We start from the raw sequence: 21929 nt of genomic DNA on the forward strand, positions 1-21929 counted from the left end.
CGAGGATGAGCCGCCCGACGGCGTTGAATCGCGTCAGGCGGAACTTGGAAAGTCGATTGTTCTGGAACCGCCGCGCGCGCTATTCGGCCGGACCTTGGGCATTGAACTCAGTCATAAACGCAGACGTAGATCTTGCGCACGGTCTCGATCGTACGCCAGACGCCGACGAAACCGGGCTTCATCACGAAACTGTCGCCGGCGCGGTAGGTCTTCGTCTCGCCCGCCTTCTCCTCGATTTCGATCACACCCGAAATGATGTGGCAGAACTCGTAGGTAGTGCCCTTGATCGAATGCGTCTCGCCGGGGGTCGCCTCCCAGACGCCGGTCAGAACCTTCTCACCTTTCGAGGCATCCTGCGCCCAGGTCTTGAAGGATGGAGTGCCAGAAATGAGCCGCTCCGGCAGCGGCAATGCCTCCTTCGGCGTGAAGGCGGGATTTGTGTCAATCGTGGTCAGCAGTGACATGTGAGGTTTCCTGGTTAGTAGCCGAGCGTTCGATCGACGAGGCCGATCAGTTCGTTGCCGGCGCGGTGGCGCCGGATGTTGTCCACGGCGGATTGCGCCGCCGTATGCGATTGTGTCACCGAGGCAATGTGCGGCGTTATCATCACCTTCGAATGCGACCACAGCGGATGGTCTTCCGGGAGCGGTTCTGGATCAGTGACATCAAGCATCGCCGCAGTTAGGTGACCGGTGTCGAGCGCGTCGATCAGCGCGGCCTGGTCGAGTTGCGGACCCCTGCCGACATGCAGCAGCTGCGCCCCGGCTGGTAGCAAGGAGAAGAGCCCGCCATTGAGAATGCCGCTCGTTTCCTGTGTCAGCGGTAGCAGACAGACGAGAATGTCCGTCTGCTTTAGAAAGCGGGGCAACTGATCGGCGCCGTGAAAACAGGCAACGCCCTCTATCCGCTTTTCGCGGCGGCTCCATCCGGCTAGCGGAAACTGGAACGGCTTCAGGAGCTCGATTGCCGCCTGCGCCAGCATGCCAAGACCAAGAAAACCGACCCGGCGTTCGGCCGCCTGCCGAGCGGCAATCGGTTGCCAGAGGCACCTTTTCTGCTGCTCGAGATAGGCGGGCATCTCCCGGTGGAGCGCCAACACGCCAAGCGCGACGTATTCCTGCATCATGCGTATGATGCCATCCTCGACCATGCGCACAAGCTTCACATGGCTTGGCACCACGTCCTGATTGAACTGGTCGACGCCCGCTCCGATGGAAAATAGCACTTCCAGATTGCGGTAGCGCGAGATCTCGTCCGGCACTGTCCAGGTGATGAGATAGCGCACATTCTCCGGCTCCATCTCCTCGCCGGAATGGAAGAATTCCAGATCCGGGAGTTCGCGCGCGAAGATCTCGCGGAACACCGCAGCACGCGCCGCATCGGAATTGAAAAGAAATGCCATGGAACCCGCCCTCTAGTTCATGCTGCAAGGCGCGCGCCGAGATCCTCGATCATGCTCTGGCAGGCAGCAAGTTCACCGATCTCGATGTATTCATTGGGACGATGCGCGCGGGAAATTTCGCCGGGGCCGCAAATGATCGCATCGATACCGGCCTGCTGATAAAGCCCGGCCTCCGTGCCGTAACTAACCGCTGTGAGCGGCTCCTGCCCCGTCAGCTCGGTCAGAACCGCCGCTAGCTCACTACCCTTCGCGGGCGCAAGGGCGGGATAGGAACTCAACTCGTGCCAAATTACCTCGAAGCCGCTGTCGCGCAGGGCAAAAAGCTCGGCCTTGACCGGCTCAAGCAGGGAGGCTGGAGAAACGCCCGGCACGGCACGTACCTCGATATCGGCAGTGCAGTGGCCAGCGATGATGTTGACCGCCTGTCCACCGGCGATGACGCCCACCTGCAAGGAAGAATATGGGGGCTCGAAATCTTGATCGAGCGGTCCGTCGGCGAGGGATTGGCCATAGGCCACGGCGTGCGTGATGACGCCGGCCATGGCGTGCACGGCATTGAGTCCGAGATCGGGGCGTGACGAATGGCCGGATCGCCCGATCACTTCGAGCCGCGCCGCCGCCTTCCCCTTGTGCGCACGCACAGGTTGCATCCGGCTCGGCTCGCCGACAATCGCGCCAAGCGGCCTCTCGCATAGCATCGGCAACGCAACCAGAAGATGCGGCACACCACGGCACCCCGCCTCTTCATCGTAGGAGAATGCGAGATGAACTGGCTGCCGCAGTTTCATCGCCGCAAGCCCCGGCAGCGCGGCCAATGCGCAGGCGAGAAAGCCCTTCATGTCGGTGGCGCCGCGGCCGTAAAGCCTGCTGCCCTCGCGACGCAGGACGAACGGATCCGAGCTCCATTCCGGCTCGCCGGCCGGCACAACATCCATATGTCCGGAGATGATGTAGCCCCGACCCTCGCGCGGGCCGACCGTGACGAACAGGTTGGACCGGTCGCCCTCGGGACCGGGCAGAACCGTCACCTCGGCTCCGGCTGCCTGACAGTAGTCGCGGATCCAATCGACGATCGCGCCGTTTGGCGTGCCCATAACAGAGGGAAATGCAATCAGGGTCGCGAGAATTTCTTCCACGTTCATGGCGGTCCGCTCTGCTTGCACATTGTCACCGGGTGCGACCAGCCTATCCGTAGGCAGCAGTGTTCCCTGCCGAATCGCGTCGTGCTTTGGCTGAAGATTGCGAAAAAACGCCTCGAATCAGCGAAACCTGCTGGCTTTCCCCTGTAAAGCTGCGGCAAATGAGGCCTGTCGCAAACATGGCTAAAGGCGCCAGGATCAAGACGCATGCCTTGGGCATTCGTTGAAGGAGCGGATCGACTAACATGCAGAGATCAGTGCGCCTGAAATCCTTTGAACTGGTCGCGCGGGACATCAATGATGTCGACGTTGATCTGCTGCATGCACTATCGATTTCTGTCCGCTGGCCGCATCGCCCCAAGGACTGGAACCTACTGCGCCGCGCCGGCCACGGCATCGTCGCCGTTGACGGAATTGGGCGCGTCTTCGGAAGCGCGATGTGGTTTCCCCACGGGGACGATTTTGCCACCATTGGTCTGGTGATCACGACGCCCCGCGCACAGGCGCAGGGAGGTGGCCGATGGCTCATGGAACAGGTACTTGAGCAGTGCGGGGATCGCAATCTGGCCCTGAATGCAACCCATCCCGCCTATCCTCTGTATATTTCACTCGGCTTCACGAGCGAGGCGATCGTCTACATGCGCCAGGGCGAGGCCCCACAAAAACTCCCGCCGATGCCAGTTCTGGATGGTGAACTCAGTGAGCTGCCCAGCGACAGACTTCGCGAGATCACCGAGCTGGACGCGCGTGCGTTTGGGACAAATCGTGCGGGGCTACTTGCGTTGCTCGCAGAGGATGCTTCGATAGCCACCATTAGCCGTGGCAGCGAGGTCGTCGGCTATTCCATGTGTCGCGAGTTCGGGCGCGGCCATGTGATTGGCCCCATTGTGGCTCGAAGCGACCAGGACGCGGTCCATCTCACCGCCGTCCATCTGAAGAAGCTGGCAGGTCGATTCGCGCGCGTCGATACGCGCGAGAGGGATGGCGTGTTTGCCGAGTTCCTTCAGCAGAGCGGCCTCGGCATTGCCGAGACCGTGACGACAATGTCCAAAGGCCGCCGGTTCCTGAACCGGGAAAGCAACGGACCTTGGGTTTACGGATTGGCCAGCCACGCCTGGAGCTGAATGCAAGCACGCTATCGCCGTCAAGCAGCAGATGTGCAGGTTCAAGGCTCTCACAACGACTCCAGCGCCCTGGACATACGTTCGAGCCCTCTGCGCAACAGCGGACGAGGGCAACCGACATTGAGGCGAATGTAGCCTTCGCCACCGGGTCCATAGACGCGCCCATCGTACAAATTGACTCCGGCTCGGTCGACGAAAAACCGCTGAACGCCTCCCACCTTCCGATCGAGCCCGCGCGCATCCAGCCACACCAGGAAGGAAGCGTCCGGCCGCATCGGTGTGATGCCCGGCAGGCGATCCTCGGCGAACTTGAGGACGAAATCGACATTACCGCCGATGTAGCGCGTCAGCTGATCCAGCCACGGCGCGCCGGTGCTGTAGGCGATCTCTAGCGCCAGCCGTCCAAAGAAGTTGGCGTTGACCATGAACGATGCCTGCATGCTGGCCAGAAGCGCCTCGCGCCGCTGCTTGTTGGCCACCGACACGGTTGCGGAGGGCACGCCGGCCAGATTGAAGGTCTTCGTTGGAGCCGTGCAGATGAATGACTTTTCCGCGGCATCCTCCGAGAGGGACGAGAAGACAATGTGCGGGCGATCCGATAATCTGATATCGCAATGGATGTCGTCAGATATGACGAGGATGCCGTAGCGCTCGCAGACATCGTTCAGCGCCGTCAATTCCCCGTGCGTCCACGCCTTTCCAGCTGGATTGTGCGGATTACACAACAGGAAGGCCTTGGCCCCGGCTGCCAGTTTCGCGAAGTTCTCCAGGTCGAGCTCGTATCGGTTATTCTGCAACCTTAGCCTGTTGACCAGCAGCTTCCTTCCGTTGCCCTGAATTACTTCGAAATAAGGCGAGTAGATGGGAGACTGCACAATCACCCCGTCCCCGGGCTTCGTGAAGGTCCGAAGCATCGCGGCCACCGACGGCATGATCGCTGGCGCCGGCAGCAGGGATTCCAGTGCCGGCGACCAGTCGTGCCGACGCGCGAACCATGATTGCACAATCTCGTAGTGACGGGGGTCGCGGCGGGTATAGCCATAGATACCATGGTCCGCGGCTTCTCGCAGGCGCGCGATGACGGTTTCAGGCGCGCGAAAATCCATGTCCGCGGTCCATAGCGAAAGCAGATCTTCGCCCTCGACCCGAGGCGAGAATTCGTCCCACTGATTGGCCCATTTGACTGACCCAAATTGGTGGCGATCATAGATCCTGTCGAAGTCGATCATTCCAACATTTCTTTCCGCAACCGTAGATTGCGATGCATCTGCACAGCCATTGCTTGATTTCCGGGTGTGGTTTTTGCCGCTCGCCGCTGCTCGAACTTTCGGAGCGCTATCTGAGGATTTTGCGCAGGAAACTGTCGAGCACGGTCTGTCGCATATTCCGCTTCCTAGCTCTCGTGGCCGCGCGCCAACGCGCGCTCCATCGACTGCGAGTAGCGGGACATTCCAAAGCAGAAGATCCAGTAGACCAGCCCGGCGAAGAGATAGCCGGTCGAGGAGATCGTCGGCCCAGCCCAGTTCGGGTCGACTCGCGCCGTTTCGACGGCCCTCAGGAAGTCCGCAATGCCGACGATCGCTACCAGCGTCGTGTCCTTGAACAGCCCGATAAAGGTAGAGACTATGCCTGGGATAACGATCGTGAGCGCCTGCGGCAGGATGATCAGACGCATCATGGTGAAATAGCTGACGCCGAGCGCCTTTGCCGCCTCATATTGCCCCTTGGGGATCGCCTGAAGGCCTGCGCGCACCACCTCGGCCATGTAGGCGGACGAGAACAGCGCTATCGCAATCAGCGGACGCAGCAACCGATCGGGCGTCAGATAGTCGGGCACGAAGAGCGGCATCATGAAATTCGCCATGAACAGCACCGTGATGAACGGCACACCCCTCACGACCTCGATGAAGGTGACACATACTGCTCTGACGAGGGGAAGCTGCGATCGCCGGCCAAGCGCGAGAAGCACGCCGAGCGGCAGCGAGAAGACGATGCCCACGATCGACATGAGCAGCGTGATGAGCAGACCTCCCCACAAGACGGTATCGATGACCGGCAGATCGAGCGACGCGACGCCCCTCAACAGCACGAAGGCGACGAACGGATAGACAATAAAGAACAGCAACCCAGCCAGGTTGCGCCGCGGCGCTTGTTTCCACATCAGCCAGACGATCAGCACGGCGCCGATTGCCAGCGTCAGGTCCACCCGCCAGCGCTCGGACACGGGATACGCCCCGTAACGGAGATAGTCGAATTTCTCGACGATGAACGGCCAACAGGCGCCGTCAGGGTTGGCGCGGCATTCTTCCTGTCCGCCGGCCCAGACTGCGTCCAAGACTGCAAAGCTCACGAACTGCTGCAAAAGCCATGCGGCGAGAACTGTGAAGCAGATCGTGAGCACGCCGGAGAACGGTGTCGAGAACAGGTTCTTTCTGATCCAGGTCGCCGGGCTCGGCCGGATTCCACAAGGCGGCGCCATAGGCGGCAGAAGCGGAGCGCTAACCAGGGGCGGATGCAGGGACTGGCCGCTCATGCATCACCTCTCGACGATCGCGAAACGTTGATTGAAAGTGTTCATGGCCATCGACATGACGAGCGAAATCGCGAGGTAGACCGACAGCGTGATCGCCATCACCTGGACGGCGGCGCCGGTCTGGTTGAGCACCGTTCCCGCGAAAATCTGGACGAGGTCGGGGTAGCCGATAAACACCGCGAGTGAGGAATTCTTCGTCAGATTCAGGTACTGGCTGGTCAGGGGCGGTATGATGATGCGCAGTGCTTGCGGAACAATGACCAGGCGAAGCGTTTTGCCCGGCGCAAGCCCGAGCGCATGGGCGGCTTCGGTCTGGCCTTTCGGCACAGCCTGGATCCCGCTGCGGACAATTTCCGCGATAAAGGAAGCGGTGTAGACGGACAGGCCGATCAGAAGCGCGGCAAACTCCGGATAAAGCTGGTGTCCACCCCGGTAATTGAACCCTTTCAGCTCCGGCGTCACGAACGACACCGGCGAGCCGACCAGGAGAAAGACGGCCAGAGGCAGTCCAATCAACGCAGCGAGGCTGACCCACAGCACGGGCAGCTGTTTTCCGGTGCGGTTCTGCGTGCGCCTGGCGTAGAACCAAAAAGCGACGCAGAAGATGCTGGCCGCCAGGACTGCAAGTCCCACGCTACCTGCTCCTGCGTAGAGCTGGATTTCCGGAATGATGAGACCGCGATTGTTCAGATAGATGCCGCCGGGGAGTTCGATCGACGCCCTCGGCGCAGGCAGCGCTTTCAGGACTGCATTGTACCAGAACAATAGCTGCAGCAATAACGGGATATTGCGTATGATCTCGACATACGAGGCCGCGACCTTTGAAACGATCCAGTTCGGTGACAGGCGGGCAATGCCGACGACAAAGCCCAAGATTGTGGCCAACACGATTCCAAGCAGGCTCACATAGAGGGTGTTGACCACACCCACCCAGAACGCTTGGCCGTAGGTGGAGAGCGTGTCGTAGGGGATCAGCGTCTGATTGATGTCGAAGCCGGCGGCCTCGTTCCAGAAGCCGAAAGACAGCGGAATCCCGCGTGCCCTCATGTTCGACGCAGTCTGAACGGCAATGCCCACGGCCAAGGCCAGCAGGCTGCCCGCCAGCAAAAGCTGATAGATGATGCCTCGGACCTTGGCGTCGTGCAGGGACAGGCTCCTGCGCGAGGGCGCGGCGAGCAGCACATCGGACATGACCCTGTTCCTGTGTTGGTGAAGAAAGACGCCGGCGCAATCGCCGGCGGCTCGTGACCGACCCAGCCTAGCGGATCGGCGGGGCGTACTGGAGACCGCCCTCACTCCAAAGAGCGTTCAGGCCGCGCTCCATCTTGAGCGGCGAGGCCTTCCCGATATTGCGATCGAACACTTCGCCATAGTTGCCGACCTGCTTGATAACGTCCACGGACCAGGTATCGCCAAGCCCGAGATCCTTTCCGAGGCTGCCCTCTGCTCCGAGCAGCCGACGAATGTTCGGGTTGTCCGACGACTTCATTTCATCGACATTCTCAGAGGTTATTCCCAACTCTTCGGCGGCTACCATGACAAGGAGCGTCCATTTGGCCACATTGAGCCAGTGATCATCGCCCTGCCGCACGGCAGGCCCAAGCGGCTCCTTGGAGATAAGTTCGGGAAGCACGACGCTGTCGTCAGCCTTCGCCATACGCTGGCGCGACGCATTCAAGGTGGACGTGTCAGCGGAGAGGACGTCGCAGCGACCTTCGTCGTAGGCCTTTACGACGGCTTCTTCATCGGCAAACCCGACGGTCGAGTATGACATCGAATGCGACCGGAAGTAATCGGCGAGATTCAACTCGGTCGTCGTGCCCTGAGTGACGCAGATGGACGCGCCATCCAGATCCTTGGCCGAACCGATGTTCTCTGCTTTGCGGACCATGAAGCCCTGGCCATCGTAGAAATACGTGCCCGCAAAAAGTATTCCGAGAGATGTGTCGCGGGATGACGTCCAGGTTGCGTTATGTGCGAGTATATCGATCTCGCCCGACTGTAGGGCGGTGAAGCGGTCCTTCGGCGTAAGCGGAATGAACCTTACCTTCTGCGCATCCCCCAGAACCGCTGCGGCAACAGCGCGGCAATAGTCGACCACGAATCCGGTCCATTTGCCCTCATTGTCCGGAAGGCTGAATCCGGCTGTCGCTGAGTTGGTTCCGCAGGTCAGAACTCCGTTCTTCTTGACATTTTCGACCGTCGCGGCGGACGCGTTGGATGCGACGAGCCCTATAGCTGCTCCGACCAGTCCTTTGAGAATTGCCTGCATCTTGGTTCCCCTTATTCTCTTGTGGAGCACCAAGGTTGCGCAAGCGTCATTATTGGTCAAATTCATTCTCGTCATGATGAATATGAGCCCCACTCATACACATGGCTACGCTCGTAAGGGTTTCAGCCGTTAATCCCTGTCTGAAGACACATCTTCTCATACCAGCGCACTTCATTGGAGCAACGCGACGTGTGTCTCCTGTTTATTTCCTCTGTTCTCTCTCAGAAACAATTTCTCTCTTCTTTATCTGCGACTCAGAGTAGATATTTGAGAGAACTTCTTTGAGCCAGATCGTCCCTGGGTCTGTGGCCATCTGCGGATGAAGGAGCAACCACGCGCTCACATTTGGGATCGGCAGGGGCGGCGAAAGGAGCGTCACTTCACTCGCTTTATCAAGGATTTGGAGGATTCCGTCACCACAATGAGCAACAAGTTCGGTGCCTCGCAAAACCCACGGAAGTGCCAGATAATTCGATATCGTCGCGACCACGTTCCGCCGCAAACCAAGCTCCTTGAGGGCGGCATCGGCAAGCCCGCTGGAAACACCATCGGCGGAAACCTGCAAGTGAGACGCTGACAGATATGTCTCCATTGACATCGCCGAACTTGCGATTTGGCTGCCGCTCCAAACTGCGCAGAAGAGACGATCCTGGCCCAGTTCGATCTTCAACAGGCTTGGGTCATCCTTGATCACTGCTCCAGTCAATGCACAGTCGATCTGTCGAAGATGAACCGAGGACGGAATATCGAGCCCGTTCGCTGGAATAATGTTCAACGTGGCACCGGGCGCCTGCCTGGAAAACTCCCTGAGAAGACGTGGTATGATTATCATCGCATGGTAGTCAGTGAGTCCGACACGAAAGTTCCGCCGAGTGGTTGCGGGATCGAAAGTTTGATGGCGATCAATCGAGGCTCGAATCGTTGCTAATCCGGCTGAGATGTCTGGCAGAAGCTCAACCGCCCGCGGGGTTGGCCTCATAACTCCTCCATCGCGCGTGAACAGCTTGTCGCCGAAAAGGTGCCGCAGCCTAGATAAGGAATGACTGATCGCAGATTGCGTTCTTCCCAATTCGCATGCCGTACGCGTAACGCTTCTTTCGCGCATCATTACGTCGAATACGCGCAGCAAATTCAGGTCGAGGTCATCGAAGCTCATGAGATTGCCATGAATGGTTTGTCATGAATCAGCACCGAAAGATGACCCGTCTCAAAGAGCCGATAAGGCCTTGGTTTTTCATCATGAGGCGAGAACGTCCACGAGTCACGCGCGCCTCGTTTGCGAGCCCTGCCATCGCTACGGATTTGCAAGTCGGCGCGGGCAAGCGCCCGGAGACGCCACGTGACTTTCTGCGCCGGGTTGCAAAGGAGCTCGCATCGCTGTCCGAGGCGCGTGAGACGGCCGGCCTCAATCGGCTGATTTTTGCCGAGGCCTTCAGGTTTCCGGAACTTTCGCGGCTTTTCATCGAGCTCCACGACCGCGCGTCGGGGGTGATCCGCGAACCGCTCGAGGCGTGGCGCGAGGAGGGGCTTCTGCCTAACCTGCCCCAGCCGAAACTGGCGGCTATGCTGTTCGTACAGATGGTGGCCTCGCTGCCGCGCATCCGAGCGCTGCTTGGCGAGCCGATGAGCCGGCGTGAGAGCAACGCCGTGAGTGCAAGTTGCCGCCGACCTCTTTCTCAGAGGCTGCGGTTATAAGGAGGAGCGGCGGTGAGGCTGGTTCTCATCTTTGCCGGATTGCTGGCCCTCTGGTCGCTCCGGAGTTTTCGGGGCGAATGGGGGCTCATTGTCGGGACGCTAACGATCGTTGCGGCCTTCATTGTTGAGTACATGGTAGCGCGGAAGGTGCCGCGAGAGGCGGCGCTGGCGCTAGGCCTCGGTGCGCCGCGAAGCGGAGCAACTTGGTTCACAGTGATCGGCAGCGTCGTCTTGATCACACTGATCCCAATCTATTGCGCGATCGCGGGGCTACCGCTCTCGCTGCGCGATGGCTGGTGGTGGCTCGCGTTCGGCATCTTTGCACAGGGCGGGATCGCCGAAGAGACAGTGTTTCGGGGGTTCCTCTTCCGGCACCTGCGTGAGGGGCGGACCTTCTGGAGGGCGGCTGCAATCGCGGCGGTGCCGTTCGTTCTCGTCCATCTCGCGATGTTCTGGACGATGGAGCCGATCCTCGCGGCAGTGTCACTAGGGGTGGCGTTGTCGCGGATCTTCCCGTTGGCCGCGATCTTCGAGCGGGCGGGGAATTCGATCTGGCCGGGTGCGTTTCTGCATGCCGTGATCCAGGGGACGATCAAGCTTGTGGTGGTACCGGACGAAAGCTTTATCCAGCTCGCACTGGTCTGGCTGGTTGTGACCGCGGTGGCGCCATGGGCGGTGTTCCTCTTGCCGAAATCGCAGGCGGAATCGTTACCGAGAGGCAACCCTGGCCGGGCGCATGGCGGGTAGCCGCATCTGCATTCTGCAGCATCGCCGGCCGCTTCATCCAGTCGAGTGGCCTCGAAGGCAGAGATAGGGACGGCCTGCAACAGGCAGCGGAACCGACCGGCATGCAGCCGGTTGAATCGGCATGAAGGCTCGTCTTCCGACAACCAGCAATGCAAGGCTACATCATGAGCGTTCTGCAGAGTACCAAGAAAGCCGTCGAGCAGGTTACCGGTTTCGCAGCACCGGGCAGGCAAGAAGTAACCGATCTTGTAAGGCGGCGAAAAGCAAATGAGTTTTGGTTCAAGGATGATGGCCTGGTACCCAATCATCCGTTTTGGCCGCTTGTCGCCTATCGCGGCGCCGTGAGGCTGCCCGAAGAATTTGATCCCACAGCTGTCTTGGAGGAGCTTTTCGAGGTCAATGGATGGGGGGACAGCTGGCGGAATGGCATCTACGACTACGTTCACTACCATTCGCGAATACATGAGGTGCTCGGGGTTGCGGCCGGTACGGCCAAAGTCCGGTTTGGAGGCAAAAAGGGCCGAACCCTGTCCCTGAAGGCCGGCGACGTCGCGGTTCTTCCGGCCGGCACCGGGCACCAATGCCTTTCGGCATCCGACGATTTTCTAGTTGTCGGCGCCTACCCTCCATTTGGGACCTATGACGAATGCACGACTGCCCAGGAGCATGATCGCGCGCTCGCGACGACCAAGAAGGTAAGTCGTCCACGCAAGGATCCCGTCTATGGGAGCAGAGGCCCGCTTCTGCAAAGTTGGAAGAAGACCTGAAGCAGGCGCAGATCGATCGAAGACCCACAAGCACAGAACGCACGAGCTGGGGCGTCTCGCGCTCCTGGTCGCATTGTTTGGAAAACCCATCGATCAAGACGGGCACTTGGTGCTCGGCGATTACGGCCAGGTTGTTGCCGAGCGCCGCCGGCCCGTGACAGCCAGGTGCACGCCGTCGCACCAGGCGCCGCGTCGGCCCACGCCGACGCGCTGGCCACGAGCCCCGTAAGCAGAACGGGCACGCACGATCGTCCGCCGCGCCTGTTCTTCGAGCGCCTCCATGTCATGCGAGGTCATGGTTCTTCAGCGGCAGCGTGCGAATGCGCTTTCCGGTGGCGGCGAAGATCGCATTGAGGACAGCCGGCGCAGCGACCGCGATAGTCGGCTCGCCGACGCCGCCCCAGAAGCCGCCGGATGGCATTATGATCGTCTCCACCTCCGGCATGTCGGCCATGCGCACGACCTCGTAGCTGTCGAAGTTCTCCTGCTCCATGCGGCCGCCATTGACGGTGCATTCGCCGTAGATGCAGGCGGAAAGGCCGTAGACGAAAGAGCCCTCGACCTGCCTCTCCACCTGTGCGGGGTTGACGACATGACCCGGATCGGTGGCCGCCACGATGCGGTGGATCCTGAGCTGCCCGTCGATGGTCGAAACCTCCGCTGCCGCCGCGACATAACTGCCGAAGCCCATGATCTGCGCCAGGCCGCGGTGAACGCCGGCCGCCGGCGGGGTGTCCCAGCCGATCCGTTCGGCAACCGCCTCCAGCACGGCGAGATGCTTCGGATGTTTGGCCATCAGCTTGCGGCGGAAGGCGAGCGGGTCGACGCCGGCCGCATGGGCGAGTTCGTCCATGAAACACTCGACGTAGAGCGCATTCTGGTTGAGGTTGACGCCGCGCCAGAAGCCTGACGGGATCGGTGGGTTGCGCATGGCATGGTCGACAAGCAGATTGTCCACCGTATATCCCAGCGTGCCTTCCGTGCCGCTGAGGACCAGCCCCTGGAAGACGACCGGGTCCATGCCGTTCTGCATTCCTTCCGGCCGCACCGCGGCAAGGATCGACTGGCCGGAGATGCGCATGTGCAGAGCGGTCAGGTTGCCATCGGCGTCGAGCGCGCCCGTCAGCCGGCATCGGGTGGTCGGGTGATAGGCGCCGTGCAGCATATCCTCTTCGCGCGACCACATGAGCTTTACCGGCGTCCCCGGCACCTGCTTGGCAATGCTGACCGCCTGGCGCACATAGTCCTGGAAGTTGCCGCGCCGGCCGAAGCCGCCGCCGAGATGGATCTTGTGCACCTCGCATTGCTGCACCGGCAGGCCGGCGGCCTCGGCCGCTGCAGCAAGGCTCGCCTCGCCATTCTGGGTCGGCACCCATACCTCGCAGCGCTCCGGCGTGTAGAGGGCCGTCGCGTTCATCGGCTCCATGGTCGCGTGGTTCTGGTAGGGGAAGGCATAGGTCGCCGTGACCGTCCGGCCGGCTGCGGACAGGACAGCACCGGCGTCACCTTGCTTGGCGCCGACGAAGGCGTCATTTGTGCCGAGCCCCTCTTCGAGCATCGCCGCGATCGAGGCGCTGGTGACCTGCCTGTTGGGACCTTCGTCCCAAACGACCGGCAAGGCATCGAGAGCGGTCTTCGCTCGCCACCAGGTGTCGGCGACAACCGCAACGGCGGTTTCGTCGACCTGAACGACGGTGCGCACGCCGGGCATGCCTGCGACCGCCGCCGCGTCAAAGCTCTCCACCTTGCCGCCGAAATACGGGCAGGCCCGGATCGCCGCGTTGAGCATGTTCGGCAGTCTGAGGTCGACGCCATAGACCTGGCTGCCGTTGAGCTTGTCGGCCGTATCGAGCCGCGGCAGCGGCTTGCCGGCTATGGTCCAATCCTTCGGATCCTTCAGCGTGACATTGGCGGGCGGCGTCATCCGCGCGGCGGCGGCGGCCAACTGTCCATAAAAGGTGGCGCGATCTGATGCTGCATGCGTGACCATGCCCATCCTTGCGGTGCATTCGCTGGCCGGCACGCCCCATTCGGCGGCCGCAGCGGCGATCAGCATCTCGCGCGCGATGGCGCCGCCAATACGCACATATTCGTGCGATTCGCGGATGCCGCGGCTGCCCCCGGTCGAGAAATTACCCCACACGCGGTCGCGCGCAAGGTTTTGGGCCGGCGACGGATATTCGGTCGTGACCTTGGACCAGTCGCAATTCAACTCCTCGGCGACGAGTTGCGCCAGGCCGGTCAGCGTCCCCTGCCCCATCTCGGAGCGGGCGATGCGGATGACCACCGTTTCGTCGGGCCTGATTACCACCCAGGCATTGATCTCCGACGTGGTCTCGGCGCCCTCGGCAAGCGCAGGTTTGATGAACGGCACGTTGAATCCGAGGGACAGGCCGCCGGCCGTGGAGGCCACGCCGATGATGAAGCTGCGGCGGGAGATGGAAATTATGGCGTTCATGACGGTTCTCCTCAACCGCGTTGCGTGGTTTCGCCGCTTTTGGCGGCCAGCTTGATCGCGGCGCGCACCCGGTTGTAGGTGCCGCAGCGGCAGATATTGGTGATCTCGGCGTTTATGTCCTCGTCCGCGGGGTTCGGGTTCTGCATGAGCAGACCCGCCGCAGCCATGATCATGCCGGCCTGGCAGTAGCCGCATTGCGGCACGTCGAGCGCCAGCCAGGCCTGCTGGACCGGATGCGAACTGTCCGGCGAAAGCCCCTCGATAGTGGTGATTTGCTGGTCCGGCTCGACCGCGCTCACCGGCAGCACGCAGGAGCGCGTGGCGACGCCGTCTATATGGACGGTGCAGGCGCCGCAGGCGGCAACGCCGCAACCGTATTTCGTCCCGGTAAGCCCGATCTGCTCGCGGATCACCCACAGCAGCGGCGTATCCGGATCGACCTCGATGTCACGTGGCGTGCCGTTGATGATCAATCTGGCCATTGTGCAATCCTTTCGATCAAAGGCTGGCGAGGACCTCCGTCCGGATGCCGCACGGCATGGCCTGGCGGCAAAGACTGGAAGTCCGGGCTAGCGACGAGGCCAAGTTAGGCGGAAGCTGTCGCAGAACCTTGTCCCGACGACCGGCAGTTCATCGCAAGCTGTCGCAGGCGCTGCGCTCTGATACATTTCGTTACACTTCTCACGCTTTGTTGATGCCGCGCGAGATTGCCGCCGTGGCGCAGAAGGTGATCATCCGTGTAGACGCAAACTAGATATCGTCGATACTGGCCGACTATTCAGCGGCGGCTTTGGAGCATTGTATGGAAGCGGCGCAGCACATCGCGGTCGTCGACGACCACAGGGACATCCGCGACCTGGTCGGGAAATACCTCACCCAGCAAGGTTATCGCGTCAGCGTCGCCGACAGCACGGCCGCGCTCAAGCGGCTGCTCGACCGCAGCCTGCCCGATCTTATCGTCCTCGACGTCATGATGCCTGGCGAGGACGGCATTGCCGCCTGCCGGCACGTGCGCGGAACGGTCGACGTTCCGATCATCTTCCTTACCGCCATGGCCGAGGAGGTCGACCGGATCGTCGGCCTCGAGATCGGGGCCGACGACTACCTGACCAAGCCGTTCAATCCACGGGAACTGCTGGCGCGGATCAAGGCCGTGCTCAGGCGCGTCCACAGCCTGCCGCCGCAGCGCGGTCGTCTAAAGTCGAACGCGCTTCGGTTCGACCGCTGGACGCTGAATGTCGGCCGCCGCGAGTTGGTCGGGCACGACGGCGTGGCGGTCGCGCTCAGCACGGCCGAATTCCGCCTTCTCACCGCTTTTATCGAGCATGTCGGGATCGTGCTCAGCCGGGATCAGTTGCTCGACCTCACCGTCGGGCGCTCGGCCGACGGTTTCGACCGGGCCGTCGACAACCAGGTGAGTCGGCTGCGCAAGAAGATCGAGGCGGACCCAAAGAATCCGATGCTGATCAAGACGCACTGGGGCGGCGGCTACTGCTTCACCGCCGAGGTGGCCCAGGCATGATGCGGTTGTGGAGACGCAGTCTGGCGGCCCGCTTCCTGATGCTGGTGCTGCTTGCGCTCGCCCTGTCGCAGGCGATCACGTTCCTGATCTCGTGGGACGAGCGCGGCCAGGCCCTGCACGCGGCGGCCAAGGGCGAGTTCGTCAGCCGCACGTCCTCGCTTGCGCTTCTGCTGGACACGACGCCGCCCTCGCTTCGGCCCGACATCCTCAATGTCAGCGGCACGGCCTATACGCGCTTCTGGACCTCGGACGATGGACCGAGCAATCCCCTCGCCTGGCAGCAGGAAGCCTTGACAGAGCTCGCCAAGCCGCTGCCAGGAATTGCCGGCAAGTATGCCGCGTATATGAACGGGCAGGCCTCGACCGCGGTCGATGCCGCTGATCCTTCCGTGCCGCCGCGCATGCTGGATTTGTCCGGCAATGGCATGCCATTCTCGCGGCCGGCCAAGTTTCTCTATATGGACGCCGCCCCAAACGGCATGGGCCTTTCCGTCCGCCTCGAGGATAGCACCTGGCTGAACGCCGCCTACGCCAAGGCGATGCCGAACGCCTTCTGGACGGCGCAATCGGCGATATCGCTGGCGCTCACCGCACTCATCCTGTCCGCCATAGCGATTTTCGGGGCGCAGGCAATCGCGCGTCCGTTGCGACGGCTCGCCAATGCCGCTGAACTTTTCGGCCGCGGCGAGGCCGTGCCGCGGCTGCCGGAATCAGGACCGGACGACATCCGCCAGACCGCCGAGGCGTTCAACCGCATGCAGGAGCGCCTGCAGCGCTTCGTCGAGGACCGGACGCGCATGCTGGCGGCGATCAGCCATGACCTGCGCACGCCGCTGACCTCGCTCCGGCTGCGCGCGGAGTTCGTCCAGGATCACGATCTCCAGGAAAAGATGCTGAAGACCATCGAGGAAATCCAGACGATGACGGAAGCAGCGCTCGCCTTCGCACGCGAGGACGCCGCGGTAGAGGAGACGCGAACCGTCGATCTTTCGGCGCTGGTCGGCAGCCTCTGCGACGATCTCGCAGATCTGGGCCAAAACATCACCGTCAGCGACGGGCCAAAGGTGCTGTACCGCTGCCGGCCGGACTCCCTGCGCCGGGCGATCCGCAACCTCGTCGAAAATGCCATCCGCTACGGCGAGCAGGCCAAGGTGAGCCTGGTCAGGCGTACCGACAGCCTGGACATCATGGTCGAGGACGCCGGGCCCGGCATTCCGCCAGGCGAAATGGAACAGGTGTTCGCCCCCTTCTTCCGCCTGGAGCAGTCGCGCAACCGGGAGACCGGCGGCGTCGGGCTCGGCCTGTCAATCGCCCGCGCCATCGCCCGTCACCACGGCGGCGACATCGTGCTGGAAAACCGGAGCAGCGGCCTTCGCGCGGTCATCCGGCTGCCGCTGATCGACATGGCCAAGCAGCTTGCCCCGGCGCCTGTGCCTGAGACCAACCCTCCGACCGGACTGCAATCCTTGCCGGTTTGACCGAAACCCGTTCCCGCGATCGCGCCAGGCGCTCGCATTTGCGTTAATGCATGTCGCGCAAAAGCATGCCCCCGGGCCTGACCCGGGCCTGACCCGAGGGTGTGCAGCGGTTTTGCGATTTACGACATGCATAAAACAACAACCTAAAGCGCGTCGCATGAGGCCGGTCAAACGCGACGCGCTTTAGGTGATGGCGTCTGAACGGTCGTCCTCGGCGGCGATCCGCTTCTCGACGATGGCTCGCAAAGCGTCGTTAATAGGGTCCTGCCAGCCCGGTCCGTCGCCCTGGAAGTAATCCAGGACAGCTCGATCAATCCTGATTGAAACAAGCTCTCTGACATTTGGAGCAGCTGCGGTTTCGCGAACCGGTGCGGCCGGCTTCTTGGCAGGCTTGAAGGCGGCTTCGGCGGCAGCCATTGGATTTGTCGGTCGGCGCGGAGGATTTGCCATTGATGGTCCCGACTCGAGATAACGAAAGGAAGAGACATGCAACGCAATACGCATCTGAATGCCTCGGCCCACTGCCTGGAACAGTGAATCGAATGTCGACGCGAGAGGCAATGGTCTCGCCTCCCCGGGAGCAGGAAATGCGCGCCCTTGCATTATTTGCCGGCGTGTTGGTGGCTACGCCCTCGATGGCGACGGTGCAACTGGGCCCCTGTCCATTATTGGGACACAGATTCACGGTAGCGTTTCGCCGATACCTGATCGGCAAGGTTCGACCTCTCTCTGTCTTTCCGCCGCACAGCCTGAACCGGAAGTTCTAACCCAAAGGCGACCTTCGCCAGCCCATTTTGCTGCCCGATAGCCGACATTCGCGGCACAGCGCTGATGACCCGAAGCCGCCTTCCATCAATGCGGATTTTTCAAAATCTCCCGTTCGGGTTGGCCGAGGCCTCAGGCAGGATTTGAAGTGTCGCGGCCAAAATGGGCGCCATTCAGACATTCCGGTACCATCATTGTTCACGGGGCCTAGAATCCTACAGCGTCTGCGAACTCTGCCACAGCCAGATTGCGAGCGAGCCTGAACGCCCGCGGACCTGTGCTTGCACAGGTCCTCTTAGAGCACCAGATTTGAACAACTCGCAGTCGCGGCCGGCGACTTGCACCATTTTGTCGCTCACTGCGACTTCGGCATTTTGGTCGGCCGCGATCTCCATCAAGCGACTGGCGACGTTAACCGTATCACCAGTAGTCGCGATGTGCTGACGGCCTTTGCCACCGAGTCTCGACGCAACGATTGTTCCGTAATGCGCTCCGATCTTGAAGCCGAGCCTCGATGCAGTTGATGCGGGCAACGAGACGAGCCAGTTGTTGGTACGGCTGGAGAGCGCTGCGCAGCAGCGGGCAGCATTGAAGGCATCATCTGTCGCTGCTTCCGGTAGACCGAACAGGATCATGGCTCCGTCACCCATGAAATTCGTGACAACGCCACCACAGCTTGTCACCTCTTCGTCCACCAACGCATGGAACGTGTTCAAAAGTTCGCGTGTGGCGTTCGGCCCCAATGTTTCGCTCAGTCCGGTGAAACCGGACAGGTCAATGAATATGATGGCGGCGTCCCTCCGGACAGGTTCCAGGAGAAAGTCGCCATGCTTCGCGAGCCACCCCGCAAGGCCCGGGGCCTGAACTCGTTGAAGCAATTCGCTCTGCGTGGCGAAATACTGGGCCTGGTTCCTGCCCAACCAAAGCTGCGCGGCCCCGAACAAAATAGCTGGCGGAATGGCGGCGGCCATCGGCAACGCCGCGCTCAGCCAGATATGGTGTGAGAATGCGGTCATATTGACCACGAACCAGATCACAACCACGCCGACGATCGCCGCAAGGCCGATGGCGTTGCGACGCCATGCCAACAGCCCCACAAGAACCACTGGCAGCACCACTGCAAAGCCGGCATCTGCAAGGCGAACGTACTGATCTCGCACTATGCCGTCGCCGGTCATCAGATGGGCAATGGCCGTCGACATGACCTCGACGCCTGGGAGCACGGGATCAAACGGTGTCGGGAAAACATCGCCGGTGCCGGTTGCAGTTGCACCGATCACAACAATTCGATCCCGAATAATGCCGCCATCGACTTGGCCCCCCAGCACCGTCGTGGCGCTGATCGTGCGGATCGTGCCGCGGGGGCCATAGAATGTCAGAGGGAGTATGTGACCAATGTCCGTCCGAATCCGCTGTCTGCCCAGAGATAGATAGTCGGGCGCAATTCCCGGATCCTCTCCCACCGCCATGGCGGCAACGCGCAGGGAGAAAGACGCTTCCGTCCGATCTTCGGCCCGAAACAGCAATGGGACGAACCGAGGCGTTCCCGTCCAGTCGGTAACCACGTTCACGACGCCGACAGCGGCGATATCCGAGAACGCTTCCAGGGGCCACAGAAACCGCTTGGCATTCGGCACTCGGGCGAGAGGGCCATCGCCCTCGACTGCAATCGATTGTTTACCTCCCGAGTAGACCGCTGCAGCAGCGATTACGCTTGAAGTCCTACGAAGCGAACGCGCGAGCGCCTCATCATCATCTTTTTTCCCGGGATCGACCAGCAGCAGGTCGACCGCAATGGCTTTCGGCCCAAAGCGAGCTATCGTATCGACAATCCGGGCAAGCGTGGCGCGGCTGAGGGGATAGCGGCCGTCGTTTCGGACTGTTTCGTCGTCTATTGCGACAATGGTAATCAGCTCCGGCGGCTTTGCCGTTCCCCGAACAAGCGTTCGAAGATCCGTCATCGTTGCTTCGACGCGATCGAGGGACCACATGTTGCCGCGCCAGTGCGCAAAGCCAAGGCCGGCCCCCCAAAGACCCGCCAGAACGAGCGCAATCAGCGTCTGAAGCGCTCGCCCGCTCATTTAGCTTACTGACCGAAACGGGCCATCAAAGCCGAAACACGTGCGGCGGGCCAGCGCTTGACCGTCAGTGTGCCTGTTCCGGCTTCCACATCGACGCCTTCGCCCGGCCCGAGGACTACGCCAGCATTGGACGCCGGCCTTTGCACGGCGACGCGACCTTTGACGACGAAAACAGACGTCTTGCCACGGGCAACGTCGACTGCCCATTTTGTGCCTCGCACCGCGGCGATCGCCTGCGGGGTGACGACAGCGAAGCCACCCCGGGCCCTGCCGGCTGGAGCATCGAGCAACAGCGCCTTGCGCCGTAATGTGACCGCATCGGCACTACCATTTCGATCACGGTCCACCAGTGCAAAACGAGCGCCATCTTCCGCAATGATGGTAAGGCCTTCCCGGCATCTCAGAATTTGTCGGGACGTACCTGCTACCAGTCGGAACGTACAGCCGGCGTTATTCGACTGCGCTGAAGCGGTATCCACCCAGAAGACACAGGCAAGCATGCATGCAATCAGGCTCCGGAGATATCGGCCACTTGCGCTCATGAACGTCTCCTTGCTTTTGCGAAAATCTGCGGCAAGAAATCTTTGCATTGTCTTCTGCGGTCAGCTTGGCAGTATACTCATACGTACGAACCGGCATTTGCAGCCGCGTTGCCCTAAAGATAGCACGGTGCCGACCAGCAATCTTAACACAATAGCTTGCTCCAACACCAAATAAGGCGACATCAAGCCGTTTGAAGCGGCCGCGATGCGAATGTCGCGAACGTCACGCGGCGACGCTGCTGTTCGGCTCATCTGCCAGAACGAGCAGGTCGCGCCACTACCGGTCATTCGCAGCGCGCCTATTAGCTGACCTTCAGCCACTGGCCAGAGACGACCCATACAAGACGACAGTAGGTCAGTAGTGCGTGCCTCGAAGCGGACATTCCATATCGGCATATTACCTGATGATGCTCCTTCCTCATCCGCCGCATCGCCCGCCAGTCGCGAGTAACGGGACGGACTCTTGAAAGAGGTCGATACGGGTGAAAGATCACCTCACTTGGTTTGAGGCGGCTCATCATAGCAGATGTTGTAGAGGATTCGGCAACGCAGCTTCGTCATGTCCGGATAGTCATAGACACAGATCATCGACTTGAAAAACAGGTCGGTTTCCCTGAATCCGTGCATCGCCTCTTCGTGCTGCATTGCTTGGTCGATGTTCGACTGAGGTATCATGGAGGCGAAAAGCTCGGCTTCCGGAAAGTCTTCAATCCTCTCGAACTTCTTGATCGAGTCGAGTTCGTTCATGACATGGAACATCTCGAAGGGCTTGTTCCCTTTGAAGATAACGTCGATCAAGCGTTCCGCCACCTCGTCGTAGGCGTCTTCTCCGCGACGTCGCAGATCGGCAATCATCTTCTCTCTGGTTCCGTCGAACCTGCGCCGGGCGATGTTTCTGCAGAGCTTGAGTTCATTTGCGATGGTCACGGAGAACTCGTCGCCTTGGCTCTTGTCCAGATAAGAGGCTTGCTCAAGGTCGTCGATCGCCTTGTCGAAACGGAGCTGCCACCTGTAAAGCTTGGCTCGATTGATAAGTGGAGAAGGGTTCGGGTTTACCTCAAACGATCGCGTGTAGAGATCAAGGCGCATCAGCCGGGCACACCATGCCGGGAATGGCCAACATGGACATGTCGGGCATGGATGAAGCGCACAAGGCCAACATGGCGGCAATGATGAAGATGCATCCTGCCATGATGCAAGGCATGATGGCCAAAGACCCTGATGTCGCCTTCGCTTGCGGGATGATTGCGCATCACCAGGGCGCGATCGACGTGGCCGAAGTCGAGCTGAAATACGGCGACAACGACGAAGCCAAGAAGATGGCTCAGACGATCATCGACGCCCAGACCAAGGAAGTCGGCGAGTTCAAGCAGTGGCTTGAGACGAACGCAAAGTGATCGTTAG

At 61.0% G+C, this 21929-nt stretch carries 21 protein-coding genes; 7 read left to right on the forward strand and 14 right to left on the reverse strand.

What is annotated here, in order from left to right; translation table 11 throughout:
• Positions 1 to 107: 107 nt before the first annotated feature.
• Genes AC0L3L_RS10990 through argE form a run of 3 tightly spaced genes read right to left on the reverse strand, consistent with a single transcriptional unit; the run spans position 108 to position 2544 of the window.
• On the reverse strand, positions 108 to 464 hold the full coding sequence (locus tag AC0L3L_RS10990; RefSeq protein ID WP_292178204.1) for a cupin domain-containing protein: 357 nt from the start codon (positions 462 to 464) through the stop codon (positions 108 to 110).
• Positions 465 to 478: 14 nt separating this feature from the next.
• The gene (locus tag AC0L3L_RS10995) at positions 479 to 1402 is read right to left on the reverse strand and encodes a 2-hydroxyacid dehydrogenase (RefSeq protein WP_473637566.1); all 924 of its coding nucleotides are present in this window, start codon (positions 1400 to 1402) and stop codon (positions 479 to 481) included.
• Positions 1403 to 1419: 17 nt separating this feature from the next.
• On the reverse strand, positions 1420 to 2544 hold the full coding sequence (argE, locus tag AC0L3L_RS11000) for an acetylornithine deacetylase (RefSeq protein ID WP_473526737.1): 1125 nt from the start codon (positions 2542 to 2544) through the stop codon (positions 1420 to 1422).
• A 242-nt stretch (positions 2545 to 2786) separates the two neighbouring features.
• Here argE and AC0L3L_RS11005 point away from each other — a divergent pair, with 242 nt between their 5' ends.
• Positions 2787 to 3665, forward strand: coding sequence for a GNAT family N-acetyltransferase (locus AC0L3L_RS11005; RefSeq protein WP_473637567.1), 879 nt, complete (start codon positions 2787 to 2789; stop codon positions 3663 to 3665).
• Between the two features lie 50 nt (positions 3666 to 3715).
• Here AC0L3L_RS11005 and AC0L3L_RS11010 read toward each other — a convergent pair whose 3' ends face one another.
• From AC0L3L_RS11010 to AC0L3L_RS11030, 5 genes are all read right to left on the reverse strand, one after another.
• Positions 3716 to 4894: a MalY/PatB family protein gene (locus tag AC0L3L_RS11010; RefSeq protein ID WP_473526739.1), complete on the reverse strand. Its 1179-nt coding sequence runs from the start codon at positions 4892 to 4894 to the stop codon at positions 3716 to 3718.
• A 164-nt stretch (positions 4895 to 5058) separates the two neighbouring features.
• Positions 5059 to 6198 (reverse strand): amino acid ABC transporter permease, encoded by a 1140-nt coding sequence (locus AC0L3L_RS11015; RefSeq protein ID WP_473637568.1) that lies wholly within the window; start codon positions 6196 to 6198, stop codon positions 5059 to 5061.
• Between the two features lie 3 nt (positions 6199 to 6201).
• Positions 6202 to 7389, reverse strand: a complete 1188-nt coding sequence (locus AC0L3L_RS11020) for an amino acid ABC transporter permease (RefSeq protein WP_473637569.1) — start codon at positions 7387 to 7389, stop codon at positions 6202 to 6204.
• 67 nt (positions 7390 to 7456) lie between these two features.
• Positions 7457 to 8470, reverse strand: a complete 1014-nt coding sequence (locus AC0L3L_RS11025) for an amino acid ABC transporter substrate-binding protein (RefSeq protein ID WP_473637570.1) — start codon at positions 8468 to 8470, stop codon at positions 7457 to 7459.
• 202 nt (positions 8471 to 8672) lie between these two features.
• On the reverse strand, positions 8673 to 9626 hold the full coding sequence (locus AC0L3L_RS11030; protein WP_473488331.1) for a LysR family transcriptional regulator: 954 nt from the start codon (positions 9624 to 9626) through the stop codon (positions 8673 to 8675).
• Between the two features lie 41 nt (positions 9627 to 9667).
• On the opposite strand from AC0L3L_RS11030, the gene AC0L3L_RS11035 reads away from it, so the two are divergent.
• From AC0L3L_RS11035 to AC0L3L_RS11045, 3 genes are all read left to right on the forward strand, one after another.
• Positions 9668 to 10165 (forward strand): TetR/AcrR family transcriptional regulator C-terminal domain-containing protein, encoded by a 498-nt coding sequence (locus AC0L3L_RS11035; RefSeq protein ID WP_473637571.1) that lies wholly within the window; start codon positions 9668 to 9670, stop codon positions 10163 to 10165.
• A 231-nt stretch (positions 10166 to 10396) separates the two neighbouring features.
• On the forward strand, positions 10397 to 10912 hold the full coding sequence (locus AC0L3L_RS11040) for a lysostaphin resistance A-like protein (RefSeq protein ID WP_473637572.1): 516 nt from the start codon (positions 10397 to 10399) through the stop codon (positions 10910 to 10912).
• 164 nt (positions 10913 to 11076) lie between these two features.
• Positions 11077 to 11679 (forward strand): cupin domain-containing protein, encoded by a 603-nt coding sequence (locus tag AC0L3L_RS11045; RefSeq protein ID WP_473488332.1) that lies wholly within the window; start codon positions 11077 to 11079, stop codon positions 11677 to 11679.
• A 283-nt stretch (positions 11680 to 11962) separates the two neighbouring features.
• On the opposite strand, the gene AC0L3L_RS11050 is transcribed toward AC0L3L_RS11045, so the two are convergent.
• Positions 11963 to 14137, reverse strand: a complete 2175-nt coding sequence (locus tag AC0L3L_RS11050; RefSeq protein ID WP_473637573.1) for a xanthine dehydrogenase family protein molybdopterin-binding subunit — start codon at positions 14135 to 14137, stop codon at positions 11963 to 11965.
• Between the two features lie 11 nt (positions 14138 to 14148).
• Entirely contained in the window at positions 14149 to 14619 is a 471-nt protein-coding gene (locus tag AC0L3L_RS11055) for a (2Fe-2S)-binding protein (protein WP_123145890.1), read from the reverse strand.
• Positions 14620 to 14939: 320 nt separating this feature from the next.
• On the opposite strand from AC0L3L_RS11055, the gene AC0L3L_RS11060 reads away from it, so the two are divergent.
• Both AC0L3L_RS11060 and AC0L3L_RS11065 read left to right on the forward strand, forming a co-directional pair.
• The gene (locus AC0L3L_RS11060) at positions 14940 to 15659 is read left to right on the forward strand and encodes a response regulator (protein ID WP_123145889.1); all 720 of its coding nucleotides are present in this window, start codon (positions 14940 to 14942) and stop codon (positions 15657 to 15659) included.
• Positions 15656 to 17137 carry an ATP-binding protein gene (locus AC0L3L_RS11065; RefSeq protein WP_473488335.1) on the forward strand — a complete coding sequence of 494 codons (1482 nt, stop codon included), beginning with the start codon at positions 15656 to 15658 and terminating at the stop codon, positions 17135 to 17137. Before AC0L3L_RS11060 ends, AC0L3L_RS11065 begins: the two co-directional genes overlap by 4 nt.
• Before the next feature lie 183 nt (positions 17138 to 17320).
• Here AC0L3L_RS11065 and AC0L3L_RS11070 read toward each other — a convergent pair whose 3' ends face one another.
• The 4 genes from AC0L3L_RS11070 to AC0L3L_RS11085 all read right to left on the reverse strand — a co-directional run bounded on the left by AC0L3L_RS11070 (position 17321) and on the right by AC0L3L_RS11085 (position 21614).
• On the reverse strand, positions 17321 to 17587 hold the full coding sequence (locus AC0L3L_RS11070; RefSeq protein ID WP_473488380.1) for a BrnA antitoxin family protein: 267 nt from the start codon (positions 17585 to 17587) through the stop codon (positions 17321 to 17323).
• Between the two features lie 530 nt (positions 17588 to 18117).
• Complete coding sequence (locus tag AC0L3L_RS11075; protein ID WP_473637574.1) at positions 18118 to 19983, reverse strand: CHASE2 domain-containing protein; 1866 nt, start codon at positions 19981 to 19983, stop codon at positions 18118 to 18120.
• Between the two features lie 5 nt (positions 19984 to 19988).
• Positions 19989 to 20525 (reverse strand): FecR domain-containing protein, encoded by a 537-nt coding sequence (locus AC0L3L_RS11080; RefSeq protein WP_473637575.1) that lies wholly within the window; start codon positions 20523 to 20525, stop codon positions 19989 to 19991.
• Between the two features lie 495 nt (positions 20526 to 21020).
• A complete protein-coding gene (locus tag AC0L3L_RS11085) occupies positions 21021 to 21614 on the reverse strand; it encodes a hypothetical protein (RefSeq protein WP_473637576.1) in 594 nt (197 codons plus the stop codon).
• A gap of 32 nt (positions 21615 to 21646) precedes the next feature.
• On the opposite strand from AC0L3L_RS11085, the gene copM reads away from it, so the two are divergent.
• Positions 21647 to 21922 (forward strand): CopM family metallochaperone, encoded by a 276-nt coding sequence (gene copM, locus AC0L3L_RS11090; RefSeq protein WP_473637577.1) that lies wholly within the window; start codon positions 21647 to 21649, stop codon positions 21920 to 21922.
• Positions 21923 to 21929: the final 7 nt, after the last annotated feature.

The sequence above is a fragment of the Mesorhizobium sp. WSM4849 genome (assembly GCF_055811385.1).